At 69.0% G+C, this 15409-nt stretch carries 18 protein-coding genes; 14 read left to right on the top strand and 4 right to left on the bottom strand.

The window, feature by feature from the left end:
- Positions 1–86 precede the first annotated feature (86 nt).
- A complete protein-coding gene (locus tag ACFWFI_RS30120; RefSeq protein WP_387396203.1) occupies positions 87–863 on the top strand; it encodes an ABC transporter permease in 777 nt (258 codons plus the stop codon).
- A gap of 124 nt (positions 864–987) precedes the next feature.
- Here the strand turns inward: ACFWFI_RS30120 and ACFWFI_RS30125 are convergent, their stop codons facing one another.
- Positions 988–1392: an ATP-binding protein gene (locus tag ACFWFI_RS30125; protein ID WP_387396205.1), complete on the bottom strand. Its 405-nt coding sequence runs from the start codon at positions 1390–1392 to the stop codon at positions 988–990.
- Positions 1393–1504: 112 nt separating this feature from the next.
- Between ACFWFI_RS30125 and ACFWFI_RS30130 the strand changes: the two genes are divergently transcribed.
- Both ACFWFI_RS30130 and ACFWFI_RS30135 read left to right on the top strand, forming a co-directional pair.
- A complete protein-coding gene (locus ACFWFI_RS30130) occupies positions 1505–2329 on the top strand; it encodes a helix-turn-helix domain-containing protein (protein WP_387396208.1) in 825 nt (274 codons plus the stop codon).
- Complete coding sequence (locus tag ACFWFI_RS30135) at positions 2326–2568, top strand: DUF397 domain-containing protein (protein WP_387396210.1); 243 nt, start codon at positions 2326–2328, stop codon at positions 2566–2568. The genes ACFWFI_RS30130 and ACFWFI_RS30135 overlap by 4 nt, the downstream gene beginning before the upstream one ends.
- A gap of 46 nt (positions 2569–2614) precedes the next feature.
- On the opposite strand, the gene ACFWFI_RS30140 is transcribed toward ACFWFI_RS30135, so the two are convergent.
- Complete coding sequence (locus ACFWFI_RS30140) at positions 2615–3163, bottom strand: helix-turn-helix domain-containing protein (RefSeq protein ID WP_387396212.1); 549 nt, start codon at positions 3161–3163, stop codon at positions 2615–2617.
- 55 nt (positions 3164–3218) lie between these two features.
- Here ACFWFI_RS30140 and ACFWFI_RS30145 point away from each other — a divergent pair, with 55 nt between their 5' ends.
- From ACFWFI_RS30145 to ACFWFI_RS30180, 8 genes are all read left to right on the top strand, one after another.
- Positions 3219–4139, top strand: coding sequence for an alpha/beta fold hydrolase (locus ACFWFI_RS30145; RefSeq protein WP_387396214.1), 921 nt, complete (start codon positions 3219–3221; stop codon positions 4137–4139).
- A 324-nt stretch (positions 4140–4463) separates the two neighbouring features.
- Entirely contained in the window at positions 4464–6437 is a 1974-nt protein-coding gene (locus ACFWFI_RS30150) for a hypothetical protein (RefSeq protein ID WP_387396216.1), read from the top strand.
- Positions 6438–6559: 122 nt separating this feature from the next.
- Positions 6560–7042, top strand: a complete 483-nt coding sequence (locus ACFWFI_RS30155; protein WP_387396218.1) for a hypothetical protein — start codon at positions 6560–6562, stop codon at positions 7040–7042.
- Entirely contained in the window at positions 7039–7551 is a 513-nt protein-coding gene (locus ACFWFI_RS30160) for a dCTP deaminase (RefSeq protein WP_387396220.1), read from the top strand. Before ACFWFI_RS30155 ends, ACFWFI_RS30160 begins: the two co-directional genes overlap by 4 nt.
- A 33-nt stretch (positions 7552–7584) precedes the next feature.
- Positions 7585–8100, top strand: a complete 516-nt coding sequence (gene dcd / locus ACFWFI_RS30165) for a dCTP deaminase (RefSeq protein WP_387396222.1) — start codon at positions 7585–7587, stop codon at positions 8098–8100.
- A 94-nt stretch (positions 8101–8194) separates the two neighbouring features.
- Entirely contained in the window at positions 8195–8545 is a 351-nt protein-coding gene (locus tag ACFWFI_RS30170; protein ID WP_387396223.1) for a hypothetical protein, read from the top strand.
- A gap of 73 nt (positions 8546–8618) precedes the next feature.
- Positions 8619–9026, top strand: a complete 408-nt coding sequence (locus tag ACFWFI_RS30175) for an SRPBCC family protein (RefSeq protein WP_387396225.1) — start codon at positions 8619–8621, stop codon at positions 9024–9026.
- 43 nt (positions 9027–9069) lie between these two features.
- Entirely contained in the window at positions 9070–9825 is a 756-nt protein-coding gene (locus ACFWFI_RS30180; RefSeq protein ID WP_387396227.1) for a DUF4253 domain-containing protein, read from the top strand.
- 30 nt (positions 9826–9855) lie between these two features.
- On the opposite strand, the gene ACFWFI_RS30185 is transcribed toward ACFWFI_RS30180, so the two are convergent.
- Together ACFWFI_RS30185 and ACFWFI_RS30190 are read right to left on the bottom strand one after the other, a co-directional pair.
- Positions 9856–10833 carry a MarR family transcriptional regulator gene (locus ACFWFI_RS30185; protein WP_387396229.1) on the bottom strand — a complete coding sequence of 326 codons (978 nt, stop codon included), beginning with the start codon at positions 10831–10833 and terminating at the stop codon, positions 9856–9858.
- Between the two features lie 354 nt (positions 10834–11187).
- A complete protein-coding gene (locus ACFWFI_RS30190) occupies positions 11188–12504 on the bottom strand; it encodes a hypothetical protein (protein WP_387396231.1) in 1317 nt (438 codons plus the stop codon).
- 179 nt (positions 12505–12683) lie between these two features.
- Between ACFWFI_RS30190 and ACFWFI_RS30195 the strand changes: the two genes are divergently transcribed.
- From ACFWFI_RS30195 to ACFWFI_RS30205, 3 genes are read left to right on the top strand one after another with little or no spacing between them, the layout of a single operon-like run.
- Positions 12684–13520 (top strand): CPBP family intramembrane glutamic endopeptidase, encoded by an 837-nt coding sequence (locus ACFWFI_RS30195; RefSeq protein ID WP_387396232.1) that lies wholly within the window; start codon positions 12684–12686, stop codon positions 13518–13520.
- Positions 13517–14671, top strand: coding sequence for a sensor histidine kinase (locus ACFWFI_RS30200; protein WP_387396234.1), 1155 nt, complete (start codon positions 13517–13519; stop codon positions 14669–14671). Before ACFWFI_RS30195 ends, ACFWFI_RS30200 begins: the two co-directional genes overlap by 4 nt.
- Positions 14668–15327 carry a response regulator gene (locus ACFWFI_RS30205; protein ID WP_387396236.1) on the top strand — a complete coding sequence of 220 codons (660 nt, stop codon included), beginning with the start codon at positions 14668–14670 and terminating at the stop codon, positions 15325–15327. Before ACFWFI_RS30200 ends, ACFWFI_RS30205 begins: the two co-directional genes overlap by 4 nt.
- The last annotated feature ends 82 nt before the right edge of the window (positions 15328–15409 follow it).

Genomic DNA, 15409 nt, shown 5'->3' on the forward strand with positions numbered 1-15409 from the left:
CTCACCGTCCACACCCCCGACCTCGACGACGTCTTCTTCGCCCTCACCGCCACCACCGTCCCCGCCCAGCCCAAGGAGACAGCCCGATGAGCACCCTCTCCCTCGCCGTACGCGACTCATCCACCATGCTGCGCCGCAACCTGCTGCACGCCCGCCGCTACCCGTCCCTCACACTGAACCTGCTGCTCACCCCGGTAATGCTCCTGCTGCTCTTCGTCTACATCTTCGGCGACACCATGAGCGGCGGCGCGGGCCGCTCCGAGTACATCGCCTACATCGTCCCCGGCATCCTGCTGATGACCATCGGCTCCACCACCATCGGCACCGCCGTCTCCGTCTCCACCGACATGAGCGAAGGCATCATCGCCCGCTTCCGCACCATGTCCATCCACCGCAGCTCCATCCTGTTCGGACACGTCGTCGGCAGCGTCCTGCAGACCATCATCAGCGTCGTCCTGGTCGGCGCCATCGGTGTGGCCATGGGCTTCCGCTCCACCGATGCCACCGTCCTGGAATGGCTGGCGGCATTCGGCCTGCTCGCCTTCTTCGCCCTGGCCTTCACCTGGATCGCGGTAGGCATGGGCCTGAGCAGCCCCAACGCCGAGGCCGCCAGCAACAACGCCATGCCGCTGATCCTGCTGCCCCTCATCTCCAGCGCCTTCGTCCCGCTGGACTCCATGCCGGGCTGGTTCCAGCCGATCGCCGAGTACCAGCCCTTCACCCCCGCCATCGAAACCCTCCGGGGCCTGCTCCTCGGCACGGACATCGGCAACAACTGGTGGATCGCCCTCGCCTGGTGCCTCGGCCTCACCGTCCTCGGCTACCGCTGGTCCAAGGCACAGTTCAACAGCGACCCGAAGTAACCGACATGACAGCGCGGGCCACCTCCCGCCACCCGTCCCACCCCAGGGCGGCGTACACCGACACCGCGTCGGAGTGCGCCGCCCCTTCCATGTGCGGGGCGGTACCGACAAGCGCGCGACGACCTCACACAGGACCGGGCTTCGAGAAGGCGCACCACACGACCTTCCCGGGGTCCCGGTCGCCCACTCCCCACCGGTCGGCAAGGGCCTCCACGAGCAGCAGGCCGCGCCCCGACTCCCCTACGGGCTCCTGGACCGCAGGCACCCCGCCGCCGCTGTCATGGACCTCCACCGTCAGCACCCGCTCGTCCAGCTTCAGGCGCACCACGTACCCCCGCCCGGGCGGCACCCCGTGCAGCAAGGCGTTGGTCGCCAGCTCGCTCACGCACAGCAGCACATCGTCCAGCCGCGCCCCGAACCCCCAGTCGGTCACGGCCGCCCCCACGAACTCCCGCACGACGTGGACGGACCGGCGCTCGCGCCGGCAGAACCGCTCACGCAGCAGGGGGAGTTGCATCGTCTCGTTCATGCGACGAGTGTCACTCTCTGTATATATCCTCAGGCAGTACGTGAGCCCGTACAGATTTCTTGTACGGGTCGCGCACGCGTGAAGTACGTACGAGGGCGGGGAGTCGGACCGTATGCACCCCAGGAAGCGGCAGCGCAGGAACGCGTCCGCCATGAAGCTCGTCGGCAAGCTGGTCGGCCTGTTCCGCATCACGGCGGACCTGACGCAGGCCCAGCTGGCGGACCGCGCCGCCGTCCAGTTGGAGACGATCGCCTCCATCGAACAGGGCCGCCGAGCCCTCCTGCCCGACCTGGCCCGCCGCCTGGACCAGCTCCTGGGCACGAAGGGCGCGCTGGAGACGGCGGTGGACAACATGCCGGAAGTGGACCTGATCCCGGCGTGGGCGGAGCAGTACATGGACCTGGAGCGGGAGGCGCTGGCGCTGTCCTGGTTCGAGAACCAGGTGCTGCCGGGGCTGCTCCAGACGGAGAGTTACGCGCGGGCGGTTTTCCGCAGCAAGGTGCCGGTCATCAGCGGGCACGAGATCGACGCCCAGGTAGCGGCACGCACCGACCGCCAGAGCATCCTGCACCGTCCCGTGCCCCCGACCGTCAGCTTCGTCATCTCGGAGGCGACCCTCCGGGACCGCCTCGGCGGTGACGAGGTGTACGTCGAGACCCTGCACCACCTACTGACGTGCGCCGACCTGCCGGGCATCACGCTCCAGGTCATGCCGTTCGGCCGCCACACTCACGCGGCCCTCGCCGGGCCATTCATCCTGCTCGAAACACCGGACTATCAGCACCTCGCCTACACGGAGACACAGCGTGGAAGCCAGCTCGTCTCCGACCCCGACGAGGTCAGCATCCTGGCGCAGAAATATGCGATGCTGCGCACGCAAGCCCTCAACACCGAAGACACGAAAGGCCTGTTGGACCGGCTGCAAGGAGAGTTATGAGCACCGCACTCGAATGGTTCAAGTCGAGCTACAGCAGCGACGAAGGCGGCGCCTGCCTCGAAGTCGCCCACGACTGGCGCAAGTCCAGCCACAGCGGCTGCGAACCCGGCCAGTGCATCGAGGTCGCCACTCACCCCGCCGCGATCCATATCCGCGACTCCAAGAACCCCGAAGGCCCCACCTTCGCCGTCGCCCCCGCCACCTGGTCGGCCTTCGCCGCCTTCGCCGCCCGTAGCTGACCGGCAGCAGTCGGACAGGCTCCAGCGTCCGCGTACGACGGGTTCGTCAGTCGTCGACGGGCTCGGCCCGAGTCTCCGCCGGGAACAGGACCGGGCTCAGCAGATGCCGCGTGCGCCCCGGCCCGGGGCCGAACGCCATACGGGCGGCGATCACGTCGCGCAGCTCGCCGATCATGTCCCCGAGTTCGTCCGGGCTGAGCCAGATCGCGTGCTGGCGGAATCCCACCAGGTCCTCGACCGGGTCGGCGCCGTCACCGTCGAGGTAGGCGTTGAACTCCGCCGTCAGGGTGGCCATGGCCACCGCGAAGGCCCGCCGGTAGTCCTCGGGGGACAGGGAGGCCGCCGTCGCGGCATCGATCACCGCCCGGTCCCGGTGCAGCCGGTAGCACCGTTCGACGGATCCGCGCACCCGCCGCTCCTCCTCGACGGCAAGAAGACCACCCTCGGCCAGGAGTCCGACGTGCCGGTACACAGTGGCCTTCGAGACGTCGGGCAGTAGGCCGCAGAGCTCGGTCGTCGTCCGGGTCCGGCCGTCGTGCATGGCATGCACGATGCGCATCCGTACCGGATGCAGGAGCAGTTCAACCGTATCCATGGACGCATATTCTCATCTCCGATACCTTTCTCAAACTTGAGAAGGAAGGCGGACCATGCCGCACCCAACACCCGCTGCCCAACCCGACGCGACGGTCTCCGGGCCCCCGCTGGGCCGCCTGTACGGCGTCTCCGGCCGCAGCCTGGCGCTCCACCGCTCAGGAACCGGCGGCCCGTCCGTGGTCTTCCTTCCAGGAGCCGGCCTTGTGGGACTGGACTACCTGAACATCCACAACCGCACGGCGGACGCCACCACCAGCGTGCTCTACGACCGCGCCGGTACCGGCTGGAGCCAGCAGGCCGAACTGCCCCGCACGGCCGCCGAGGTCACGACAGAACTCCACACCCTCCTGCACACCGCCGGCGTACCCGGCCCGTACGTGCTCGTCGGCCACTCCCTGGGCGGTGCTTACGCGCGCGACTTCGCCCAGCGCTTCCCCGAGGACGTGGCCGGGCTCCTCCTGCTGGACCCCTTCCACGAGGACCTCCATGGCTTCGCCCCCCAGGAAGCACGCGAGAAGCTGAAGGAGCTGCACGGGATGGAGATCCCGGAGCTGACGCCGGAACAGCTCGACCAGGCCCGCGAGCAGGCGACTCCCCTCTTCGCCAAGTGGCCCGAAGCCGTACGCGGTCCACTCGTCGAGCACCACGTCACCGCATCGTGGAAGGCCGGCCTGTACGAGGACCGCAACCTCTACGACGAGGTCGGCGAGGAGCTCAGGACCGCATCGGGTCTGCCCGACGTACCCCTGATCGTGCTCACCGCCCTGGGGCACGACGAAGCCCAGGCGCACCTGTGGCCGGACGGAGTACTCCGGCAGATCAACACCACCAAACGAACCCTGCACGCACAACTCGCGGCCTCGGTCCCGCGCGGCGAGCACCGGCTCCTCCAGGACGCGGGCCACGGCTGGGTGCACGAGGAGGACCAGGACGCCGTATTCCAGGCGATCCTCGACCTCCTCGCCCGGGTCTAGGGTCTTTCGTTTGGATCAGGCCGGATCAGTGAGCGGGGTCCGACGCCAACGCGGCGAGGTGCGGCACCAGGGCACGCGAGCCCGGCAGGATCCGAAACGAGAGGCCCTAGCGACCGCTGGTCACCGCATTGACGCTGTCCTCGGGCCTTCTTGGCGCTTCCGTACCGGCCGAGCTTTTCCGTCGGAGAAAGGTGCCCCACGCATGTTGTGGGGCGACGGTTTACACGGCATCCAGTAGGGACAGATCGTGAGGTGTCGAGGCGAGGCTGCCACGTGCAGGTGGGTGCCGGGACCTTCCCGATTGCGGCGAAAGAAGATGTGCGAATGACATCGGAGAACGTGCGAAGTGAGCGGGTGAGCCGTAACCCCCTCGCACCTGTGCGCGACGCCGTGCACGGCCTCATCGACACCTCCGACACCGCAGCCGGTTTCGTGTCGCCCATCATCGACCGCGTCATTCAATCGCGCCCCGTCCAACGGCTGAGGCGGGTGAAACAGCTGGGCTTCGCCTCCCACAGCTTCGTGGGAGCGGACCACAGCAGGTACGCGCACGCGATCGGCACCATGCACATCATGCGCAAGCTTCTGCGCCAGGTCGGAGCGGCGGATTCGCAGTTTCTCGCCACACTCCAAGCCGAGTTCAACCGCGTGTATCAACCGGACACGCCCGCCGAGACGGAGTGGCTCTACGAGCACATCCTGATCGCGGCACTGTTGCAGGACGTCGGAGAACTCCCCTACCAGAGTGCCACTCGAGGGCTCTTCGTCCCCGACGACGACGTCCGCTCCTGGGTCGGCCTCAAGATCGGCCGGGACACCTCGCTCTGGCCGGCAAAGCCGGTTTTCACCCTTGCCTGCCTGTTCGGGCCCGAGATCGACCCCCTACTCGCGTCGCTGAACACCAACTTCATCGCCTTCCTGATGACGGCCGACTACTGGCCCGACTCCGATCTGGCCACCGCGTTCCTGCCCGTGCGCCACATGCTGGACGGCGAGATCGACGCCGACCGGATCGACTACGTACACCGCGACGCACACCACACCGTCGGGATGCTCGGAAACTCCGGCGACGTCATCTCCGCCGTCATCACCTACGACGACCAAGGGCCCATCTGCTCCGACCCCGCCCCGTTCGCCAACTTCCTGGCGACGCGCGCGCATCTGTATTCCACCGTGTACTTCGCACCGCAGAACCGGTTCAGAGTCATGCTGGTCAAGAGCATTCTCAGGGGCGTACGCGAGTCCCAGGAGCTGCGGCTGGCCTTTCCCTTGATCTCGAACCAGTACATGAGTACCGATTCCTTCCTGGAGGTCGACGACGTCCGGCTGGAGGAAGAGATCACCAAGCTCAGTCAAAGCGTTCTCAAGAGCAGGCTGAGCAAAAGGGCCGGCACGGCTCTGACGGAGTTCACGACGGGCACGAAACTTTACCGGCACTTCTGGCTGCGCGATGTGGAAGGCCTGGAAACAGCCGCCGCAACGGCTGACGTTCCGGTACCGCACGATGTCTTCTTCGAGGTGTTCGGAGCCGACGCTCCTCCGAGCAGCGGGGTCCGCTTCTCCATGGAGGGACCCGATGGCGAGGTGGAACTCACAGGCATAGGGGAATGCAACGGCCCCCACTTCGGAGTCACCAGCAACGCCAGGGCGACGCTGCCCATCCTCGGCGATGTCCTGGTCTTCTACCCGCACAACAGCAAGGGTGAGGACATCAAAGCGGTACGGGCTGCGTACACCGACCGCACCCTGCGAGCCGCCCTGCTGCAGAAGGCCAGGAACGAATGGGACGGAATCCCCCCGGACACCAGGAGCCTGAAGGGCTTCAACGGCCCGACGATCTTCATCTCCTATTGCACCGATGACATCGCGGAGGTGCGACGTCTGGTGTCCCAGTTGCATCACATCCGCCGACGCTACTTCGTCATCATGGAGGCGAACCAGGGGATCGGAGGCACGACAGCCCGCAACAGCATCGATGGCGTCATGAACACCGACTCGGCGATCCTGGTTGCCTCGCGCTCCTATCAGCAACGGTGCTCCACCCAGCTGAACGGGAACATCATGCACGAGATCCGCACCATGCACGATCGGCGGTCCTCTTCTCCGAGCGACTATCCGGTCGTCCCTGTCTCCGTTCACCCTCATCACGACGTGACCAACATCCCCTGGTCGTTGCTCGCGATGGACGCCCCTCCCTTCACAGGGACGGTCATCGGAAACGCCTCCGATACGCAACTGAGAGCGACGGTGGAGGCGGCTCTGGCCGCGATCGACGCGGAGATCGGCAGCCGCCCGTGATCCAGCGCCCTCGGCCCACAGGTCCTCGTACATCCCGCATCGCCCTGTTCGGGCTGCCCGGTTCAGGAAAGAGCACGTTCTCGTCTCTGGCGGAGGCCTGGGCCGCCGAGAACGATGCCACCGTGCACATCATCACTCTCGCGGAACCGTTGTACCGGGCTCAGGCTGCGGTCTACGAATCCGCCGGACGTCCGCTGCAGACGGCTGAACGCAGACAGGACGGTGCCCTGCTCAATTTCCTCGGCTCTCACATGCGGAAGATCAACCCGCACGTACTCGAGGAGCATTTCCTGTCCGAGACCGCGCGCATCGACGCAGCCTGCGAGAACAGCACCCGACGCCAGGTGGTCATCTGCTCCGATGCCAGGCCGGCTGACCTCCCCTACCTGCGCCGGGGCGATTTCCACCCCGTGGTGATCACCGTCGACGAAGAGGTGGCCCACAAGCGGAAGGAAGCGCGGGGCGACCTGACACTCGGCGACTCCGCGCATTCGACGGAGAACGGGCTGGAACGGATACACCCGAGCACCCCGGTGGACAACAGCGGCACGCTTCAGGAATTCGCCACCGCCGTCACCGCACTGCTGGATTCCGTGGCCAGATGATACTGACCGGGCGACAGATCGAAGCGGCCGTCGACGCTGCGGAGATCGTCATCCGCCCTTTCAACCCCAAGCACATGAACCCGAACAGTTACAACTACACGTTGGGCACCCAGCTCAAATTCGCGGAAGGTGTCCTGGATGCCCGCCGTGAGGTGACCTGGCACTCGGTCACCATCGGGCAGGGCGGTTACATCCTCGTGCCAGGACAGCTCTACCTGGCCAGCACAGCCGAGGTGATCGGCAGCGACACCTACGTGACCAGTCTGATCGGTCGATCGTCGCTCGGCCGGCTCGGGCTCTTCGTCCAGGTGACCGCCGACCTGGGGCACCAGGGAGCGGTCCACTGCTGGACCCTGGAACTCACAGTCGTCCAGCCACTGCGAGTCATACCCGGCATGCCGTTGGGCCAAGTCAGTTTCTGGAGGGTCGCAGGGTCTGCCACCGCCTACTCGGGCATGTACGGGCAGACCTCGTCACCCACGCCTTTCTGGCCACCGAGCCTCGCCTGAAAGGGCGGGCTCCTCTGGGAGAGCGAGCGCACAGTGATATTGACCGGAAAAGAGATCATCCGTCAGCATCGCCTTCAGCGGATCGAGATAGAGCCCTTCGACCACGAACAGGTCAACCCGAACAGCTACGACTTCCGGCTCGGTACGGAATTACTGACCTACCGGAACAGGGAACTGGACGTTCAGGTCCAACAGCCCACTGTGCGGACGCGACTGACCGACTCGGGCCTCGTCCTGCAGCCCGACCGCGTGTACCTCGGCTCCACCATGGAGAAGATGGGCAGTGACCACTACGTACCCATCATCCGGGGCAAGTCGTCACTGGGCAGACTCGGCCTCTTCGTGAACATCACAGCCGATCTGATCGACATCGGCTCGCACAACAACTGGACGCTGCAGTTCCACGCCGTGCAGCCGGTCCGGATCTACCCGGGAATGCGCATCGGCCAAGTCACGTTCTGGGTCCCGGTCGGCACCATCAAGCTGTATTCGGGCAAGTACCAAGGATCGGTGGGGCCGCGTCCCTCCGAAGCCTTCCGCGACTTCTGAGCCACCCGGCTCGACGAGCAGCGCCGACCGCTTCCGGTGGATCTGAGTATCCGCGCTCATGTGTCCTGCCCGCCGGCCCAGTTGACTGATCCGTATGCCGGACAACCCTCTCGACCCCCGCGCCCCGTACGCCTGGGCCGCGCCGCTGATCGCCACGCTCGTCACCCTGCCCGCGGCGGCCTTCGCTCTGCTTTACGGCGGCCTGTCCCCCATGGCGTGCGACTCCTGCAACGGCGCGCAGGCCGACCGCTTCGACGACTCGTTCAACGCGGCATGGGCCGTGCTCTGCACCGGTCTCGTGCTGTCCCTGATCGTCCTCGTGGCGAGCTGGGCCCTCCCGTGGCGCCAACAGCAGGCCGCCAAACGGGTGCTCCTCGCCATGGCCGCACCTGCCGTCGTCGGTGTCGCCTTCGTGGCGTTCATGGCCGTCGTCGACTGGCCCTGACCCGGCTCTCCAGGGGCGCTCCGTGTCCGATCCGTTCAAGACGGCGCGTCGGCGGCTCGATAGCGTCGATGCCATGACCACTTCCGATACCGAATCCCGGCACCTCAGCATCCACGTCGAGCGCCCCGCCAGAGAGGTCTACGACTACGCGTCGGACCCGTCCCACCTGCCCGAATGGGCGGCGGGGCTGGGAAGATCGATCGAGGAGACCGACGGCCGGTGGATCGCCGATTCGCCCATGGGCCGGGTCGTGGTCGACTTCGCGCCCAGGAACGACTACGGCGTGCTCGACCACCACGTCACGCTCCCGTCGGGCGAGACCGTCTACAACCCCGTACGGGTGATCGCCGACGACACCGGGTGCGAGGTCGTGTTCACCCTGCGCCGCCGGCCGGACGTGAGCGCGGAGGAATTCCGGCGCGACGAGGCCGCGGTGTCGGCCGACCTCGCGACGCTCAAGCGCATCGCGGAACGGGACTGACGCAGGACGGGCTCTGTCAGCGGCAGACCCTAGGGTGACCGGCATGGCGACCCTCCCGAACCAGCTGCCCCGACTCACGCTCCCGGCGGGCACTCTCGTGGACACCACGGGCGACGGGCCGTGGCACGAACCTCTGCTCTGGTACGCCGACGAGCCCGCGCGACCGGGCGACTGGTCCCGTCTGCGGACCACCGGCCGGCCCCTCGGCCTGCTGCCCGTCCTGCTGGACCGCGGCCTGCGCGACGAGGGCCCCGAGGACTGGGACCTCCAGCCGGCCCACACGACCTACCCCGGCGACCACGACGCCGAGGAGGTCCTCGGCGAGTCCTGGGGGTCGTACTCCCCTGACGAGCTCGACGACCCCTCCCCGTGGCCCGGACTGGCCCCTGCCCCCGCCGCGAGCACACCGGGGACCCCGGACGAACTGGCCGCCGAGATAGCCGACATGATCGCGGACGAAGCGCGGCCGGCTCTCGTACCGGCCCGGCGCAGCGCGGACATCCCCGCAGCGATCGGCTGGTCCGGGCCGCTCAACCACGAGAACGACGTGGCGCGGCTCTGCGCCGTGCTGCGCTCCTGGGAGGACCGGTTCGACATCAGGGTCGTCGCGCTCGGCTTCGACACCATGAAGGTGTCCGTGGGACGGCCGCCCACCACCGAGGCGGAGGCTCACGCCCTTGCCGTCGAGCACTTCGCCTTCTGCCCGGACAACATCGACGGCCGACCGCCCCACGGACTGCGCGCCTACGCCGACGAGCACCTGCTGGGCCAGGAGGTCTGGACGTTCTGGTGGGACTGAGCGCCGGCACTCGGGGACGAATCCCCGGCGTCAGGGGGTCTTGAGCAGGTCGCGCAGTCCGGCGACATAGGCGCGCACATCCCGCTCGGCGGGCAGTTCGACGGCGCCTCCCTGTGCCTCCTGACCGGGCAGCCGGCAGGGACGGCAGAGGCCGTCGGGAAGGACCTCGGGGCGCCCCGGCACCCCGCACTTGGTGCACTCCATCATCGCCCGCCGGATGGGCGTACCGGGTGCCGTCGGTACGGGAGCTTCCGGCATGCGCGGCGGGATCTTGTCGTTGAGGCGGCGGCGGACGAAGCCGACCGGTGAGTCGACCCGGGCGGGAAGACCGGCGGTGAGCGCCTGGGTGAGATAGGCGGCGTCGACTCCGCGTGCGAGCCACTCGGCGGCCAGCTGCTCCAGGACCTCGCAGTCGGCTCCGGAGAGCGCGAGGCGGGCATCGGCACGGCCGAGTCGGGCCAGCGCCAGGTAGGCGGGCGAGGGCCCCTCCTCAGCCGCGACGCGTTCCGGAGCCTCAGCCGCAACAGGCGCAACGGGTGCCGTCTCCGGCGCCCGTTGCTCCGGCACGACAGGGACGGCCGCAGGCGGCACAACGGCCTGCTTGCCCCCGTCAGCGAGAAGCGCGGCCCACCACTCGTTGTCCCGGGCGGTCCGGGACCAGAACGTGCGGAACACCCAGCGCACCGGCCCGCCCTCACCGCCGATCAGGCACCGAACACGGCGCAGATGCCCGGCGACCGAGAGGGCTTTCAGGGCCGAGGCGACGGCCTGCTGACCGTAGAGCGGAAGTTGCCCGGCCAGCCCCTTGACGTCCATGGCCGCACCCTCGGGCAGCTGGTCGATGAACCCGGCGACGCTGCGCTCCCGCAGAGGCAGCAGCATGAAGTCTGCACCGTCCCGCGGCTGTTGTCCCGGGGCGGATCGCTTGCCGTAACCGGGATTGGCCATCGGGTACGGGCGCGAGGATGCAGGCGCGCGCAGGGCGGAGCTAAGGTGCTGGGTAGCCACGGGATCGTCTGTCCGATCTTGAGGTGAGACCCCGGCCCGGTGTTTCCGCACCGCGTCGGGGTCGTTCGTTTCCGGCACCGTAAGCAGTCGCGACTCTCCGCCGCAAGTCGGCCACGGTTAGTCATACTTGCTGGCCGTGACGGGTCGGGGAGGTCGGGGAGGTTTCCCCGACCTTCTTCTACCTACCGGTTGCAAGAAGGCGCTCGAATCCCGGAGCCCGTATCCCGGCCCTCGAATCCCGAAGCTCAAGCATCGGGCCCGAGACCGCCCCCACGCCCTCGAACGAGTGACCCGACCGGTCCCGGAGCTCGGCCCCCGAGCTGCGGGCTCCGAGCGCCGGACAGGCGCCACCCGTCAGAGGAACCGTGAACTGGCCACCGGCCCCGACGACCGCAGCCGGGCACGGTCACCCTGGAGCCACGTACCGCGCACAGCCGAGACGAAGTCCGTGAGGCTTTCGGCCGGGTCGGCAGGCGTCTCCCCGTCCCCCGCGTCCGGCGTCGGGTCGGCGGCCACGATCTCAGCGGCGATCGCCGCCTCCGGCCGCTCGTCGGGCTCACCGCGCTCCACTGCACCGTCGGCGCCCTGCCGCAGGCCCGCCCCCCACGGCGCAACGGCCGACTGGTGGAGCAGCGTGACGCTGTCCGCGGCGACGGCGGGCGGGTCGGTCCAGCAGGAGGCGTGCTCGTGCAGGACCTGCCCCGGCGCCCGGTGGAAGAGCTGCCCGATCACCTCGGGGCCCCGGTCGGCGCGTGCGGTGTCGTCGAGGTCGTAGGCGATGACGACGGTGTCCTCCCGGCCGGCCTCGAAGGGCTCAGCGGGAAGTTCCAGCACCTCGGCGGCGGCGAGACCCAGGATCCTGCTCCCCCGGTCCGGCAGCAGGGACACCGAACGAGGCCGCACCCCGGCGGCGGCGAGCACCGACTTCAGCCGCAACAGCCCCTGCAGACACTGGTCGTAGGAATCCTGGAACCAGGCGTACCGGCCGGCCATCCCCGCGTCGAAGCCGAACGGGGACAGGGTGCCCAGCACGGTGCCGCCCATGACGTACTGCCAGCCGCGGAGATCGGAGTGGTCCAGCGGGCTCACCGGCCCGGCGGTCGCGGCACGCTCCAGGACACGGTTCTGCCGGTCCCGCGCACCGAGCCAGATGTCGTCGGCGGGGGCGGGCAGACGCGCGTGCTGACGGCGGGCCAGCTCCAGGTCACCCGCCAGCACGGCGTTGAAGACCAGGAGGTAGCGGTCGGGCCAGTCGGCGAGGCCGTCCTCGCGTGCGAGCAGTGCGTCGACGGCATCGCGGTGCCGGCCCTCGCCCTCGTACGCGGAGACCAGTTCACGCAGCATGCCGGCGGAACCCGGCTCCAGGCGCAGCGCCTCCCGCAGGGCGGGTATCGCCAGGTAGGGGACACCGCGTTCCACGCACGCGTAGCCGTAGTCGTAGAGCGGGCGCACCCGGCCGGGGTGCGCGGCCAGCGCTGTCGCGGCCTTCTGCAGGTCGTCGAAACCGGCCGCCCCGGCAGCTCGCCCCACGACGCCCGCGACCTCTCCCAGCGGCGCCGAAGGGGCCTGACGCAACTCACGCAGCGCACCAGGGACGTCACCTTGGTCGAGGCACTCCCGGGCCGAGGCCAGTTCAGGGGACGTGGGGCGGCGATTCCTGCGTGAGAACATGCGGGCGATCCTCCCGGCAACCGGGGGCGTCCTCAACCGAATTGATCGCCCGCGTGGCGCCTGTCCCCCGAGCGAGCTACGCGCAGGTGTCCACCGTGAGGTGACGATCGCGGAGCGCCGGATCCGTAGCGTTCGAGGCGCCGCGGCACCCCGGCCGCGGACCCGGTGAAGGAGCGTTCATGAGGTTCGTCCAGCAACTACTGGCCGTCGTGCTGGTCGCCGTGATCGGCGACCAGGCCGTCGGCGCTGTCGAGGACAGTCCGTGGCTCCAGCTCGTCCTGGGGCTCCTGACAGCCGTGGCCGCCGTACTCGTCTACGGATGGGTGGTGCGGAAGACAGAGCACCGCCCGTCCACCGAAGTGGCCCGCGAGGGTGCCGAGGCCGCGTTCGGCCGGGGGCTGCTGATCGGCGTCGCGATGTTCGGCGCCGTCATCACGAACATCTACTTCAACGCGCACTACGAGATCAACGGCCTGGGCTCCCCCAGCGGCGCAGTCGGGCTGATCGGCTTCATGGCGGCCGCCGCCGTGACCGAGGAAGTGATGTTCCGTGGCGTCCTGTTCCGGATCATCGAGGAGCGGACCGGCACCTGGATAGCACTGACCCTGACCGGGGTGCTGTTCGGCGCCTCGCACCTGCTGAACCCGCACGCCGACCTGTGGGGCGCCGTCGCCATCGCGATCGAGGCCGGCGGGATGCTCGCCGCCGCCTACGCCGCGACCCGCAACCTGTGGGTCCCGATTGGCCTGCACTTCGGCTGGAACTTCGCGGCGGCCGGCATCTTCAGCACCGAGGTCTCCGGCAACAACACCCCGCAGGGACTGCTGGACACGGTCACGTCGGGCCCGGCATGGGTCACCGGCGGCGACTTCGGCCCGGAAGGAAGCGTCTACTCGGTGGTGTTCGGAGCCCTGATCACCACCGCGTTCCTGTGGCTGGCCCACCGGCGCGGCAACCTGGTGCCTCGCCGCCGCAGCACCGGCAAGGCCACCGCCACCACTACACTCCCCCGATGACCGGACTCCTGCGGATCCCGGAACGGTGGCGCCGGCCGGACGCCGCACTCTGGTACGCCCCGCTGGCACTGCTGCTCTTCGCCGCGTCGTTCCTGCCGGGGTTCCGCAGCAACGGCACGGAGCTCGGCGGCCTGCCGAACCGTCCCTTCGACGCCCTGGCCGTCGCGGCGATCGCCCTCCAGTGCCTCCCGCTCGCAGGGCGCCGGCGGTGGCCGGTCATCTGCTTCACCGCGGTGTCGCTCGGCTTCGCCCTCGATCAGCTCCGCGGCTACCACACGCTCGCGGGCACCGCGCTGCCCATCGCGCTGATCAGCGTGGCGTCCCTCGTGGAACACCACCGGCGGGCCATCGCGATCGCCTTCTCCGCGGCATACGTCCCGCTGGCGGTCGCACTCCACCGGCTCGGCCCGGGCGACCCGCCGAGCGAGTTCGTGACGTTCTACCTGGCCGTGGCACTCGCCTGGGGCGTCGGGGTATGGCTTCGCCACACCCGGGCCGTGGAGGCCGAGCACCGCCGCCGCGTCGCCGAGGACACCCGCACCGCCGAACGGGCGCGCATCGCCCGCGAACTCCACGACGTCGTGACCCACCACGTGACGGCGATGGTCGTACAGGCCGAGGCGGCACGCTATCTGACCGCCGCACCCGACCGCCTCGACCAGAGCCTGACGGCCGTCACGGACACCGGCCGACTGGCCATCACCGACCTGCGGCACCTGCTCGACCTGCTCAACCCCGACCACGGCACCCAGGCCGCACCGCCGCCCGTCGGGGGGCTCCTCACACTCGTCGAACAGACGCGGCGGGCGGGACAGCCCGTGGAGTTCACGGAGGAGGGCGCACCCGCCGAGTCGACCGGCAGCGCCGACCTCGTCGCCTACCGGGTGGTGCAGGAGTCACTGACGAACGCCCTCAAGTACGCTCATGGCAGCGCCACTTCGGTCCGGGTGCGCCACTGCGAAAGGGAGATCTCCGTGGAGGTCACCACGGACGGCTCCGGTTCGAAGGCCGCGCCCACCGGCGGAAGCGGGCGGGGCCTGGCCGGTCTCCGCGAGCGTGTGGACGTGCTGGGCGGCGACTTCAGCGCGGGCCGGCAGCCGGACGGCGGCTTCGCCGTCCGGGTCCGCATACCCGCCGGGAGTCCCTCGTGAGCGAGCCGATCCGTGTCCTGATCTGCGACGACCAGGTACTCATCCGCACCGGGCTGGCGACGATCATCGACGCGCAGCCCGACCTGGAGGTCGCCGGCGAGTGCGGGGACGGGCGGACCGCGGTCGACCTCGCCGGGAGACTGCGCCCGGACGTCGTGGTCATGGACATACGCATGCCGGTGCTCGACGGCATAGCTGCCACCCGGCTGCTGGCCGGCGCCGGAGTGGAGCACCCCGTCAAGGTGCTCGTGGTGACGACGTTCAACCTGGACGAGTACGTCTACGAGGCGCTGCGCGCCGGCGCGAGCGGATTCCTCCTCAAGGACGCCCCGCCGGACCGACTGCTCCACGGCATCCGGACCGTGGCCGCCGGCGCGGCACTCCTGGACCCCGAGGTGACACGGCAGCTGGTGGGCCGGTACGCCGCCCGGATCCGGCCCACGGAGGACAAGGGCCCCGACATCCCACTGACCCCCCGCGAGCTGGAGGTCCTGCGCCTCATCGCGGACGGCCTCTCCAACAACGAGATCGCCGCGTCCCTCGTGATCAGCCGGGAGACGGTCAAGACCTTCGTCTCACGCATCCTCACCAAACTCGGACTGCGCGACCGCGTCCAGGCAGTCGTCTACGCCTACCGCCAGGGCCTCGTGTCCTGAACCATCAGGACTTCACGCTCGGCCGACGAGGCTGCGTGAACGCGCACCACACGACCTTGCCGGGATGCCGTTCTCCCACGCC

Origin of the sequence: Streptomyces sp. NPDC060209 (genome assembly GCF_042728155.1) — a bacterium.
Lineage (GTDB): Bacteria > Actinomycetota > Actinomycetes > Streptomycetales > Streptomycetaceae > Streptomyces.